The following is a 13,868-nucleotide window of genomic DNA, read 5'->3' as shown; positions in this document are numbered from 1 at the left end:
AAAAATACGGAGAAAATAGGATTTCAAATTAAAACGATAAAAATGTGGCAAGCTAATTAAGAGTTTCCAGCTTTGAGCGACAGATGCCTACGCATTTTTAGATTGCAGCAGAGACGTATTATAGCCGCGCTTGGCTTATGCTAAGCGGGCAAGTTCAAGGAAGTTTTGCCATTCCTTCACTTAAAGTGTCAAGACCGAAGTTTTTTAGCGTCGCCTACTTGCCAAAATCTGCAAAACTAGGCCGTCAGAATGTTATGATGTGCAGCCTTACTTGTTCGAACAATAAGTAAATCGTCATCTATTATGATGTTTTTTGTAAAAGCAAAAGACAAGTTGATAGCATGTCAGAAGCGGATTGAATTTGTGCATCTTGGTCTAAAATTGGTCTAAAATTGGTCTAAAAATCGATAAATAAAAATAACGTGCGCTTAACTTCTATTAAATTAGCTGGATTTAAATCCTTCGTAGATCCCACTCACTTTCATGTTCCTGGCCAATTAGTCGGTGTGGTTGGCCCGAATGGCTGCGGCAAATCGAATATTATCGATGCCGTGCGCTGGGTCTTGGGCGAATCGAAAGCCTCTGAATTGCGTGGGGAATCCATGCAAGACGTTATTTTTAATGGTTCAACGCATCGTAAGCCTGCCGGACGTTCCTCAGTCGAACTGATTTTTGACAACAGTTTAGGCAAAGCGGCCGGACAGTGGAGCCAATACGCCGAGATCGCGGTCAAACGGACATTGACGCGTGACGGTACGTCAACCTATTACATCAACGGTCAGCCAGTGCGCCGCCGTGATATTCAGGATATTTTCTTAGGAACTGGCCTGGGGCCGCGCGCTTACGCGATTATCGGTCAGGGTATGATTTCCCGCATTATCGAATCTCGCCCGGAAGAATTGCGCGTGTTTTTGGAAGAAGCTGCCGGCGTGTCACGGTATAAAGAACGCCGCCGCGAAACTGAAAATCGCATTCACGATACGCACGAAAATTTGGTGCGGGTTGAAGATATTCTGCGCGAGTTAAATAATAATTTAGAAAAGCTCGAAGCGCAGGCTGTCGTCGCCAACAAATATCATTCTTTACAGGCAGACCAAGAAGAGAAACAAAAATTATTGTGGATGTTGCGTAAGCGCGAAGCTGCAACTGAGCAAAAGAAGCATTTCGCTGAAATTGAGAAATGCCAGCTTGATCTGGAAGAACAAACGGCCAAGTTACGCCATGTCGAATTAGAACTCGATCAAATGCGTCAGACGCATTATGCCGTCGGCGACAAGATGCATCAGGCGCAGGGTAATTTGTATCAAACCAATGCTGAGATTGGCAGTCTTGAAGCGCAGATTAAATTCGTGATTGAATCTCGCGCACGTTTGCAATCACAATTAAATTCCCTATCAGCGCAACGCGATCAATGGCAGCGTCAAGGTCAGCAATTCCAAGATGATTTATCTGATGCCGAAATGCACGTCGAAGAATTGGCGATGCGTAGCGAACAAGCACAGGAAACAGTAGCGCAACAAAACGAAAAAATCCCGGCGCTAGAGCAAGTCTGGCGTGATGCGCAACTCAAATCGACCGAGTCGCGCGCCAAAATCATGCAGATGCAACAGCAGATAGAACTCGAATCTGCGCATCAACGCAATGCTTCGAATATTCTGAACACTTTAGCGGTACGCCGTGAGCGTCTGAATCAAGAGAAGCAAGGCTTGGTCATCCCGGACTCTTCGCATTTACAAAATCTGGCACTGCAACTCGAAGAAAAAAAGCAGATGCTAGAAGAAACGACGATGCACCTGGAAGAGGCGCAAGAGCGCATGCCACAGTTGGAGGAAGAACGTCGTTCGTCACAAGAACAAGTCAATAAAGACACCACACAATCTGCCCAACTCGATGCGCGTTTGGCGGCCTTGAAATCGCTACAAGAAAAAGTAGAAAGTCAAGGCAAGGTTCAACCTTGGCTGGCAAAACATGAATTAGAAAAGTTGCCGAAGTTATGGCAAAAAGTGCAGATAGAAAACGGCTGGCAGACTGCATTGGAATCCATCCTGCGTGAGCGTACTTCCGCCTTGGAAATGTCGAATTTGGAATGGGCGAAAGCCTTTTTCAATGATGCACCGCCAGCGAAATTGGCACTGTATGCGCCACAAGTCATCGCCCCCGTAGCTGTGGTGGAAGGCTTGAAGCCTTTACTCAGTCTGTTGCAACTCAATGATGCGGGTGTCCGTAGCGTGATGCAAGATTGGTTGCACAATGTGTATATCGCGCCAGATGCACCAACCGCATTTGCCGAACGTGCGAAGTTGCCAGCGGGTGCTAGTTTCATTACCAAAGAAGGTCATTTAATCAGCGCGAACAGTGTGCGATTTTACGCTGCAGATTCTGAACAAGATGGCGTACTCGCACGTCAGCAAGAAATTGAAAATATTACCAAGCAAGCTCGCGCTCAACACTTGTTGGCCGACGAAGGTAAAACCCGTGCAGTGCGTGCGGAAGCCTTATTAAGTCAGGCGACTCAGGCTTTGCAAGAACTACGCGTACGCGTCGCTGGTTTGACGCAAGCGGTGCATGGTCTGCAAATTGAGTACATGAAATTAGCTGAAGTCCAAGAGCGTTTCAATCAGCGTAGCACGCAGATTCATTCAGACTTGGCAGAAATTGCAGAACAAGAGCAAGAGCAACAAACAGCACGTGCAGAATCGGAAGCGAAATTCGAAGAGCTCGATATCGCCCTAGCGGAAATGCAGGAAACGCATGAAGATGGCCAGACTGCTTTCCTTGAAAAAGAGCAGCATTTGAATGATGCACGTTCTCGTCTGCGTGATCTGGAATTAGCAGCGCAAGAAGCAAGTTTTGCCGAGAAAACCCATCGCGTCAAAATGGAAGAACTCAAGCGTAGTATTGCCACCGCTTTAGAGCAATCTTCGCAATTGTTCGCGAACATGCAGCAAGGCCAGCTCGAACTAGAAAGCATGGATGAGCAAACCGCGCATGCTGGTTTGCAAACTCTGCTGGAAAAACGTAGCGATCAAGAACGTATTTTGGCTGATGCACGTCATGAGCTCGATCAATTAACACAAAAATTGCGTCATGCAGAAGAATCGAAAATGCAAGTTGAGCGCAGCTTGCAACCACAGCGTGATCGCATCGTCGAATTGCAATTGAAAGAGCAAGCGGCACGCCTCAATCAAGAGCAATACGAAGAACAATTGCGTAATTTTGAAGTCGATGAAGCAGCGCTCGAAGAGAAGTTGCATGACGACTTGAAGCCATCGTATTTGCAAGGCGAGGTCACGCGTTTAACCAATGCGATCGCAGCACTTGGCGCAGTCAATCTGGCGGCGCTCGACGAGTTGGCGCAAGCAACTGAACGCAAAACTTTCCTCGATGCGCAGTACGCCGATTTGACGGAAGCGATCACGACTTTGCAAGATGCGATTCACAAAATTGACATCGAAACTCGTGACTTGTTGCAAGACACTTTCAATCGTGTGAATCATCATTTTGCTGAATTGTTCCCGATTTTGTTTGGCGGCGGTCAGGCAAAATTGATTATGACAGGTGACGAGATTCTTGATTCCGGTGTACAGGTCATGGCGCAACCTCCAGGTAAAAAGAACGCGACGATTCATCTGTTGTCGGGTGGTGAAAAAGCATTGACAGCGACAGCTCTAGTGTTCTCTATGTTTCAATTAAACCCAGCGCCATTCTGCTTACTCGATGAGGTCGATGCGCCTTTGGATGACTCAAATACTGAACGTTTCTGTAATATGGTGAAACGTATGTCTAGCAATACACAGTTTTTATTTATCTCCCACAATAAGATTGCAATGGAAATGGCGCAACAATTGATTGGTGTCACCATGCAAGAGCAGGGGGTTTCTCGAATCGTTGCGGTCGATATGGAATCGGCGGCAAGTTTAGTTGGTGAGGGTTAAGCGGTATGTCAGAGTTAACGATGAGTTTGATCATTGCAGGTGTTGCATTTGTAGTGGTGGTTTATATTTATAGTAAATGGCAGGAATATCGTGCACGGAAAAGCGTAGACCGCGCCTTTTCTGGCGGACATGATGATGTCTTAATGAGTGCGCGTGATGACGCGGATTTGATTCGTCAAGAACCGCAATTTGATCAAGACGATTTGAGTGGCATTGGCGACACGGACGAAGACGCAACTGCTGACACTTCCAATGCCGATCAGGTTTATAACAGTAAGCCGGACTTTGATGCCACGATGTATGGTAAAGAATTATCGGTGGATGATCTGATCGATTGCGTTATTCCACTCGAATTCGAAGCACCGATTCGTGGTGAGAAATTGCTTAAAGAAATCAGCGATTTGAAATACGTGGGACGTAAGCCAGTGCATTTCATTGGTTTAACCCATGATGGAAAACGCGATGAAATCGCGCATGGCGGTATTTACACTGCGCTGTTTGCTGGCGTACAAATGGTCAGTCGTAGCGGCCCTTTGAATGAATTGGAATATTCCGAATTCGTCAGTAAGCTGCGTGAGATCGCCGATCGCTTCAATGCGCATTCCGATGTGCCCGACATGAATCGTGTGATGTCGAATGCGCGTGAATTACATCAATTTGTTGCGGAACACGATGCACAACTGAGTGTCAATGTCTTATCCAATGGCGCACCTTGGGATATCACGACTTTATTGGGCGCTCTAGAAAAGCAAGGATTTGATGTACGTCCAGATGGTCGCTTGGTAATGCCGGATGGTGATGTCGGTAATTTGTTTACGCTGTCGACCAATGTTAGTGCCAGTGAAACTGTGACCTCTAAATTGACCTTGTTACTGGATGTGCCTTGTGTATCGCCAGATTTAGAAGGCTTTGGTGTGATGGCAAAATGCGCACGATCCTTAGCGTCACGTCTGGGCGGAACAGTCGTTGACGATGGAAATAACCCAATTTCTGATCAAGCTTTAGCAGAAATCGCCGATCAAGTGCGCGATTTTTGTAATGCGATGGCGGTGGCCGAGATTCCGGCTGGATCACGTCGCGCCAAGCGCCTGTTTAGTTAATTGAGTAGTTAATTAGTAGAGCGCTTCATCATGCAAAATGATTTATTTGCTGGCAATGCAGCTTCGCAGGCTGGGCGAGAACAAGAGTCATTGCCAGACTTGGCACAGCGTTTACGTCGCGAGTTGACGCAACATGGCTATAACTATTACACCCTCGATGCGCCCACGATACCCGATGCGGAATACGACAAGCTCTTTCAGCAATTGCAAACGCTAGAGGCACAACATCCTGAATTAAAAACGAGCGACAGCCCTACCTTGAGAGTGGGCGGCGCGATATTGCCGGAATTCTTCCAGGTTCAACATGCGGTAGCGATGTTGTCTTTGAATAATGGTTTCGAAGACGACGATGTGATCGCGTTTGATCGTCGTGCGCGCGAGGGATTAGAGATCATCGATCAAGATATCGAATATGCGATAGATCTAAAGTTTGATGGCTTAGCGATTAATCTGCGTTATGTGAATGGCGTATTTACGCAGGCGGCGACGCGCGGTGACGGCTATACCGGTGAAGATGTTACCGAAAATATTCGAACAATCCGTAGTGTGCCTTTACGTTTGCGTTGTGAGAATCCACCGGCAATTCTGGATGTGCGTGGCGAAGTTCTCATGTTTAAGGCTGATTTTGATAAATTGAATCAACGTCAACGCGATCTTGGTGCAAAAGAATTTGCTAATCCACGGAATGCGGCTGCAGGTAGTTTGCGCCAACTCGATTCAAAAATTACTGCACAACGTAGTTTGCGTTTTTTTGCTTACGGTATCGGTCTGTTAGAGGGGGCCGATTTGCCTACTTCGCATCGTGCTTTGCTCGATTGGTATCAGAGCATGGGCATTCCAACGTGCGAAGAAAAAGCCGTTGTTAATGGCGCGCCAGCATTGTTAGATTTTTACCGCAGCATACAAGAGAAGCGTGCGCAATTACCGTATGAAATTGATGGCGTTGTATACAAAGTCAATCGCTTCGATCAGCAAGCAACATTGGGATTTGTGTCCCGCGCACCGCGTTTTGCGATTGCGCATAAATTTCCCGCAGAAGAAGCTTTAACTACGGTACTCGATATTGAAGTGCAAGTTGGACGCACGGGGGCGATTACGCCAGTTGCGCGTTTAGCGCCGGTTTTTGTGGGCGGCGTGACGGTAACGAATGCGACGCTGCACAATGAAGAAGAAATTCAACGTAAAGACGTACGCGTTGGCGATACGGTGATTGTGCGTCGCGCCGGTGATGTGATTCCCGAAGTCGTTGCCAGTGTTCTAGAAAAACGCCCAGAACAAACTAGTGTGTTTGTGTTGCCGAAACAATGTCCGATTTGCGGCTCTGATATCGTCAAGTTAGAAGATGAAGCGATTGCCCGTTGCTCCGGTGGTTGGATCAAATGTGCGGCACAGCGCAAAGGCGGCTTGTTTCATTTCGCCTCACGTAAGGCCTTGAATATCGAAGGCTTGGGCGAGCAATTGATTGAGCAGTTGGTCGACAAAAACGTAGTGACGACAGCAGCGGATTTTTATAAATTGGGTTTGATGGCTTTGGCTGAACTTGACCGTATGGCAGAGAAATCGGCGCAGAACGTGTTGGATGCACTAGAGACCTCCAAATCGACTACCTTGCCGCGCTTCATTTATGCGCTAGGTATACGCCATGTCGGTGAATCGACGGCCAAAGATTTAGCCCTGACATTCGCTGATATGGAAGCATTGATGGCTGCGACAGAGGAGCAACTATTACAGGTCAATGATGTAGGCCCTGTCGTTGCGCAATCGATCATCCGGTTTTTTGCCGATCCTTTTAATGTCGAATTGGTGCGTCAGCTGATTGCTTCGGGAATACACTGGCCCGTGATAGAAAAAATGGATTTGAGCACAGCCATATTTGCAGGTAAAACTTTGGTGCTGACTGGAACCTTACCGACTTTGAGTCGCGAACAAGCAGGTGCCTTGATCGAAAAGAATGGTGGCAAAGTGGCTGGCTCGGTTTCCAAAAAAACCAGTTATGTCGTAGCTGGTGAAGACGCTGGTAGCAAGCTATTAAAGGCTCGTGAGTTAGGCGTTGCTGTTTTGTCTGAGGAAGAATTGCTTGCGCTTTGTAATGCATGAAGATCAGTGACTAGTAGCTTGGTGCTGAGCAAAGCGAAGCCCATCAATAAGTAGTATCGAATTCGGTAAAAATATAAAAAGTAAAATTATAGGGAAAAGACATCCATGCGAAGAATTAGAAAGGCCGTTTTTCCAGTTGCGGGATTTGGCAGCCGATTTCTACCAGCGACCAAAGCGCAACCTAAAGAAATGTTGTCGGTCGTTGATAAACCATTGATTCAATATGCTGTTGAAGAAGCGGTCGAAGCTGGTATCACGGAAATGGTGTTTATTACAGGTCGAAACAAACGCGCGATTGAAGATCATTTCGATACGGCGTATGAGCTAGAGCATGAGTTAGAAGCTGCTGGTAAAAACGCGCTCTTGGATATTGTTCGCAGTGTTATTCCAAGCAATATTAATTGTATTTATATTCGCCAGCCCGCAGCCTTGGGTTTGGGGCACGCGGTATTATGCGCCCGTCCTGTGGTTGGTGAAGACCCTTTCGCTGTTTTGTTAGCGGATGATTTGATGGATGTTCGACCAGGACAAAAAGGTGTTACCGCACAAATGGCTGCACTTTATGCGCAAGAGGGTGGCAGCATCGTTGCGGTACAAGAGGTATTGCGTGAATTTACCAATCAATACGGCATTGTAAGTGGCGAAGCCTATAAACCCAATTTAGAACGTATGTTGGGCATTGTTGAAAAACCGAAACCAGAAGAAGCGCCGTCGACACTGGCAGTAGCTGGACGTTATGTTTTGTCGGCGAACATTTTTAATTATTTAGAAAATCTCGGCAAGGGATCTGGCGGTGAGATCCAGTTGACTGACGGGATTGCCGCGATGCTCAAAGATGAACCTGTGTTTGCTTATCGCTGTGACGCAAAACGTTACGATTGCGGTTCTAAATTGGGTTACCTCAAAGCCAGTGTTGCGCTCGGCTTAAAACACCCAGATGTGGGCGATGAGTTTGCCAAGTATTTGCATGAATTGATGGGTTCGAAGTAATTATTTTTGACGCTAATCGGAGATAGGTAGCCATGATTAATCCAATTTTAAAAATGGGTGACCCACGCTTACTCAAGGTGTCGGATGTCATTCAAGAATTCGATACTCCTGCTTTACATCAGTTAATTGCGGATATGTTTGAAACGATGCAGCACGCCAACGGCGCAGGTTTGGCAGCACCACAAATTGGCATCAATCTGCAATTGGTGATCTTTGGATTCAAACAAAATCCACGTTACCCCGATGCGCCGAATGTGCCTGAGACGGTTTTGATCAATCCTGTGTTGACGCCTTTGTCGGATGAAACTGATGATGCTTGGGAAGGGTGTTTGTCGGTGCCGGGTATGCGTGGCTTGGTGCCACGTTGGAGTCGTTTGCGGTATGAGGGTTTTGATCAGTATGGTCAGAAAATTAGTCGTGATGTGGATGGTTTCCATGCGCGGGTTGTGCAGCATGAGACCGATCATTTGAATGGTGTTTTGTATCCTATGCGGATTAAGGATTTGACTAAGTTTGGGTTTACTGAGGTTTTGTTTCCTGAGTTGGATCCTGGTGAGGATGATTGAGGTTCTTGTTGCTTAGAATTCCTTGTCGATTCTAATTGATTTTACTGTTTTCATAACGTTCGCAGGTCGGGTGTGGCCCGACAGCCAATTACCTTTTTTGCTTTGCCAAAAAAGGTAATCCAAAAAAGGCGACCGTAGACTCGCCCTGCGGGTGCTTACGCTACGCTTCGGCATAATTTGTGCATCCCAAAAAATGGGAAAGTGTTGAAACTCGCTACGCTCAGACAACAACACTTTCTTATCCATTTTCTGTGAAGCACAAATTACATCGTCTCAAACGGGGGTAGGTCAAAAACAAAATCAAAAACAACGACTTACAACTGTTGTTGGAAGAATGAACGACCGTAGGTATTGATTGTTTTGGTGTTGCTGTTGCTTTTGACATTCATCCACTTCTGACACTGCCAATTGTGCAGGACAGAAAATGGATAAAGAAAGCTTCGTTGTTTGAGCGTAGCGAGTTTCGAAGCTTTCCCATTTTTTGTCCTGCACAATTGGGAACCCGAAGGGCAGTGGCAGCGTGGTCGCCTTTCTTTGCTTCCTTTCTTTGGCGAAGCAAAGAAAGGGAGTGGCTGTCGGGTCACTCCCGACCTGCAAACGATGAGCTAGAGTGAAGTCAAAAAAAACCAAGACACCCTTAGTTAGTAGACTTCAAAAAACAAAAAAAGGAGCCAGCAATTTAAGCCAGCTCCTTCATAAAAAATCCAAAAAAACAAAAAATCAAAACGGTTCATCATCCCGCAAATACCGCCATTGCCCTTCAGGCAAATGCCCCAAACGTACTTTACCAATACGCACACGTTTCAATCCAACAACGCGTAATCCCACCATCTCACACATACGACGAATCTGGCGTTTTTTGCCTTCTTTGAGGATGAACTGTAATTGGTCTTCATTCATCCAGCGTACCTTCGCGGGAATCAGTTTCTTTCCATCTAAGCTTAAGCCGTGATTCAGCAAGCGCAAATCGCCAGCAGGTAATTTGCCTGGTTTGGTGTACTCAACGCGTACCAAGTATTCTTTTTCAACATCGGTATTTTCACCAATCAAGGTCTTGGCAACGCGGCCATCTTGCGTCAAGACCAGTAATCCAACCGAATCAATATCCAGTCGTCCTGCTGGTACTAGGCTGCGCAGTTGTGTTGGGTGAAATTCGTTTTCGACTTTGCATTCGCTCCAGCGATTTTCTGCTTTGACTAAAGCGATCGCTGGTTCATAGCCGTCTTCTGCTTGGCCACTGACATAGCCAACAGGTTTGTTGATGAGTATGGTTACGCGCTTAGATTGCTCGGCTGCGGCTTGGCGTTCTACGGTAACTTTTTGATCCGGAAAGACTTTGCTGCCAAGTTCGGATATTACCTTGCCATCAACGCGCACCCAACCTTTAGCGATCCATTCATCGGCTTCGCGGCGTGAGCAGAGTCCTAGTTCGGACATGCGTTTAGAGAGTCTTAATTGTTCTGTCATAGCGAATATTTCTTTTTATTGATTTGAGTGTTCATCTAGATGCGTAGTGCATCTAGTAATTCAGATTCAAATTGAATTTGATTTTTCGGATTCTGCAACGCTGCACCATCGACCAGAAATACATCTTCTACACGTTCGCCCAAAGTCATGACTTTGGCTGTGTGTAAATTGATTTTGTATTTGGCGAGGACGCCAGCGACTGAGTACAGTAAGCCATTTCTATCGTTTGCGGAAATCGATAACAGGAAGTATTGTCCTTTGTCGTCGGGACGCAATTCCACTGTCGGCACCAAAGGAAAATTGCGTGACAAACGTGACAGTCGACCTTGATTCGGTGTGCTCAATGGAACCTGCTTTGCCAATACTTCTGCCAATTCATGCTCGATCAAATTAATGATGTCACGATAATTACTGGCGAAAGCCGGCTCGGTCACCAAAAAGGTATCGAGTGCATAGCCACTTTTTGTTGTATGAATTTTTGCATCGAGAATCGCAAAATTTTTACTGTCGAAATAATTGCAAATCCGCGCAAAAAGATCCGCTTGATCTGGCAAATAAACCGTGACTTGCAAGCCTTCACCGATAGGTGCGACACGGCACTTGACGATGGGTGTCGGGCTGCTGATTTTGTCGTGTAATACGCGCGTTTGCCATGCGATATCAGACGCGTCGTGACGTAGGAAGTAGACGATATCTAGTTCATTCCACAGCTTGGTATGCGCATTGTTTTCTATGCCAACTAAGCGCAGTGCCTTGAGCGCTTCTTCCTGACGGTTTTTTAGTTCACGGTCGGTCGACGGTGTTTCCCCACCAAGTACGCGTAAGGTAATTTTGTACAAATCTTCTAGCAACTTGCCTTTCCAGGCATTCCATACTTTTGGACTGGTGCCACGAATATCGCATACTGTGAGTAAGTACAGAGCGGTTAGGTGACGTTCATCTTTAACCAAATTTGCAAATGCCTGAATCACATCAGGATCGGAGAGATCTTGTTTTTGTGCGACTTGCGACATTGTTAGGTGCTGCTGCACTAAGAAAATCACTAACTCGGTATTGTCTTTGGAAATGCCGTGATCAAAGCAAAACTTACGTGCATCGCTCATGCCTAAAACAGAATGATCACCATTTCTTCCCTTGGCGATATCGTGAAATAGTGCTGCGATATACAAGACCCAAGGCTGATTAAAATTCGCCATTAATTGACTGCAAAACGGATATTCGTGCGCATGTTCGGTCATGGTAAATCGACGCAAATTACGCACGACCATCAGAATATGCTGATCAACGGTATAGGCATGAAATAGATCATGCTGCATTTGTCCGACTATGCGACGGAAGTTGGGCAAATAGCGACCAAGAATACTAGTTTGATTCATGCTGCGCAGTACGTGCGTAATGCCACGTGGCGACTGCAGAATTTGTAAGAACGTGCCGCGATTGAAAATATCGTGACGGAATTCTGCATCGATCAGATTGCGTGCATGCCATAAAGCGCGTAGTGTCTTTGCGGTCATGCCTTTCAGGTTGGCGTTTTGTGATAACAGCAAAAACACTTCCAGCATGGCGGACGGTGTTTGTTCAAACACATTTTCTTCGACGATATCGATTAAGCCGTTGACTTCGTTAAAGCGTTCGTTAATGACTTGCGCCTGGTGCGGCAAGGGAAATAGTACCGCTTCGATATTTTGGAGCAAGATGGTATTGAGCTGCGTGACTGCCTTGGCGGCCCAGTAATAGCGCTGCATCAAATATTCACTAGCGCGGCGCGATTCAGTGGTTTCAAAACCAAAGGTGGCGGCGATCGCGTTTTGCAGATCAAAAACCAAGCGATCTTCACGACGACCAGCTTGTATGTGCAAGCGCACGCGGATGTCTTTGAATGCGCGTTCATTGCGTTTGAGTTGATGCGCTTCCGTCGCGGTGATCAAGCCATGCGCGGCAAGTTCAGCCCATGAGTCACCTAGTTTAGCGGCTTTTGCTACCCATAAAATGACTTGTAAATCGCGTAGTCCGCCTGGACTTTCTTTGCAGTTCGGTTCCAGGCTGTATGGTGTGTCTTCGTATTTGACGTGACGCTGATGTAATTCCAGTAGTTTGGCCTGAAAAAACTGTTGAGGATTCATTGCCTCATCGTAGCGATTTTTCAGCTCACGAAAACTATTGCGGCTGCCCGCCAAAAGACGTGCTTCGAGCAGCGCTGTTTTGACGGTGATGTCGGCGGCCGCTTCGGTCATGCATTCGTCTATCGTACGTATGCTATGTCCGATGTCTAGGCCAATATCCCAGAATATTTGCACCAGGCTTTCGAGTTTTTCTCTGAGTGCTTTATCCGGATGATCGGCCAGCAGAATCAAGACATCGACATCGGAATATGGAAATAGCTCGCCACGGCCATAACCGCCGACTGCCACCAAGGCGAGCTCTTTTGGAAAATTAAAACTTTTCCAAATTTCACCTAGGTTAGCATCGACGCAGCGACACAAATCTTTGAGCAGAGTTTCAGCCTTCGGTTTATCTTTGAAGGATTGAATAATGACTTGTTGTTCAGCCTTGAGCTTTGCTTTGAAAGCCATGGCATTCGCGATGGCTGTTTTCATTAGGCTGTGGCTTGTGCTGTAGCTTGTTTGGTGATGAAGGCAGGTGGAGGTGGTGAACCAGCGGATAAGGTCAATACTTCATAACCAGTTTCCGTCACCAAGATCATATGTTCCCATTGCGCTGACAGGCTGCGATCTTTGGTCTTAATCGTCCAGCCATCGTTCATTTCACGAATTTCGCGGCGACCTGCATTGATCATCGGCTCAATGGTAAAGATCATGCCTGGTTTCAATTCATCCAATGTTCCAGGGCGGCCATAATGCAGAATTTGTGGCTCTTCATGGAAAACCTTACCTATGCCATGTCCGCAGAATTCGCGTACTACGCTGTAGCCAGCTTTTTCTGCATGTTGTTGGATGGCATAACCAATATCGCCTAAATGATTGCCGGGTTTGACTTGTTGTATACCCAACCACATGCATTCGTAAGTAATTTCGCTCAGGCGTTTCGCCAAAATGGATGGCTCACCGATGAAAAACATGCGGCTATTGTCACCGTGGTAGCCATCTTTGATGACCGTAATATCCAGATTAACGACGTCGCCATTTTTTAATACTTTATCGCCCGGAATGCCGTGGCAGATTACATCGTTGACGGAGGTGCAAATCGCTTTTGGATATGGTGTGTAGCCAGGAGGGCAATAATTTAATGGTGCGGGAATAGATCCTTGTACATTCGACATGTATTCATGGCACAAGCGATCAAGTTCACCAGTGGTGATGCCCGCTTTGACGAAGGGTGTGATGTAATCAAGTACTTCAGATCCTAAACGACCGGCAATGCGCATGCCAGCGATATCTTCAGCGGTTTTAATAGAAATAGATGACATGCGTTCTCTGCAATCAGAAGGTGAATAGGGGAATTAGTGGAATTTAAGAGTGAATTATAGACGAGGAGTAACAAGCGCGCTGTGATGGCTCTAGAATAATCCTTATTTTTTTGCGAATTTATTTCTCGTGTTTTTGAATACGTGGCGTGTTTATGAGCCCGAGTGAAGCTGGAGTTTATTGCTAGACTTGATTAATGTCGGCATTTCGAGTTACAATAGATGGTTAGCTTGATCAAATTGCATGCTAATAAAAAGTAGCCGTAAATAAGTTTGTTTCTTAAAGAAC

General features: G+C 46.3%; 8 protein-coding genes. 5 read left to right on the top strand and 3 right to left on the bottom strand.

From position 1 onward, the window contains the following. Positions 1-422 precede the first annotated feature (422 nt). From smc to def, 5 genes are all read left to right on the top strand, one after another. The gene (gene smc, locus H8K33_RS03865; protein ID WP_186889630.1) at positions 423-3,935 is read left to right on the top strand and encodes a chromosome segregation protein SMC; all 3,513 of its coding nucleotides are present in this window, start codon (positions 423-425) and stop codon (positions 3,933-3,935) included. 20 nt (positions 3,936-3,955) lie between these two features. Then, entirely contained in the window at positions 3,956-5,035 is a 1,080-nt protein-coding gene (locus H8K33_RS03860) for a cell division protein ZipA C-terminal FtsZ-binding domain-containing protein (RefSeq protein WP_246443274.1), read from the top strand. A gap of 30 nt (positions 5,036-5,065) precedes the next feature. After that, positions 5,066-7,132 carry an NAD-dependent DNA ligase LigA gene (gene ligA, locus H8K33_RS03855; protein WP_186889628.1) on the top strand — a complete coding sequence of 689 codons (2,067 nt, stop codon included), beginning with the start codon at positions 5,066-5,068 and terminating at the stop codon, positions 7,130-7,132. A 105-nt stretch (positions 7,133-7,237) separates the two neighbouring features. Beyond that, positions 7,238-8,122, top strand: a complete 885-nt coding sequence (gene galU / locus H8K33_RS03850) for a UTP--glucose-1-phosphate uridylyltransferase GalU (protein WP_186889627.1) — start codon at positions 7,238-7,240, stop codon at positions 8,120-8,122. A gap of 32 nt (positions 8,123-8,154) precedes the next feature. Next, positions 8,155-8,688: a peptide deformylase gene (gene def, locus H8K33_RS03845; RefSeq protein WP_186889626.1), complete on the top strand. Its 534-nt coding sequence runs from the start codon at positions 8,155-8,157 to the stop codon at positions 8,686-8,688. 720 nt (positions 8,689-9,408) lie between these two features. On the opposite strand, the gene H8K33_RS03840 is transcribed toward def, so the two are convergent. From H8K33_RS03840 to map, 3 genes are read right to left on the bottom strand one after another with little or no spacing between them, the layout of a single operon-like run. Then, complete coding sequence (locus H8K33_RS03840; RefSeq protein WP_186889625.1) at positions 9,409-10,155, bottom strand: pseudouridine synthase; 747 nt, start codon at positions 10,153-10,155, stop codon at positions 9,409-9,411. Between the two features lie 35 nt (positions 10,156-10,190). Next, positions 10,191-12,752: a [protein-PII] uridylyltransferase gene (locus tag H8K33_RS03835; protein ID WP_186889624.1), complete on the bottom strand. Its 2,562-nt coding sequence runs from the start codon at positions 12,750-12,752 to the stop codon at positions 10,191-10,193. Then, on the bottom strand, positions 12,752-13,582 hold the full coding sequence (map, locus tag H8K33_RS03830; protein WP_186889623.1) for a type I methionyl aminopeptidase: 831 nt from the start codon (positions 13,580-13,582) through the stop codon (positions 12,752-12,754). Before map ends, H8K33_RS03835 begins: the two co-directional genes overlap by 1 nt. Positions 13,583-13,868: the final 286 nt, after the last annotated feature.

It is taken from the genome of Affinundibacterium amnicola, assembly GCF_014284275.1.
Taxonomy (GTDB): Bacteria; Pseudomonadota; Gammaproteobacteria; order Burkholderiales; family Burkholderiaceae_D; genus Undibacterium; species Undibacterium amnicola.
The sequence above is the reverse complement of the archived record's forward strand: the minus strand, read 5'-3'. Positions and strand labels throughout refer to the sequence as shown.

Coding starts and splice junctions, on each gene's coding strand:
- H8K33_RS03840 (WP_186889625.1), bottom strand. CDS start 10,155: ATGACAGAACAATTAAGACTCTCTAAACGCATGTCCGAACTAGGACTC.
- H8K33_RS03835 (WP_186889624.1), bottom strand. CDS start 12,752: ATGAAAACAGCCATCGCGAATGCCATGGCTTTCAAAGCAAAGCTCAAG.
- galU (WP_186889627.1), top strand. CDS start 7,238: ATGCGAAGAATTAGAAAGGCCGTTTTTCCAGTTGCGGGATTTGGCAGC.
- ligA (WP_186889628.1), top strand. CDS start 5,066: ATGCAAAATGATTTATTTGCTGGCAATGCAGCTTCGCAGGCTGGGCGA.
- map (WP_186889623.1), bottom strand. CDS start 13,582: ATGTCATCTATTTCTATTAAAACCGCTGAAGATATCGCTGGCATGCGC.
- H8K33_RS03860 (WP_246443274.1), top strand. CDS start 3,956: ATGAGTTTGATCATTGCAGGTGTTGCATTTGTAGTGGTGGTTTATATT.
- def (WP_186889626.1), top strand. CDS start 8,155: ATGATTAATCCAATTTTAAAAATGGGTGACCCACGCTTACTCAAGGTG.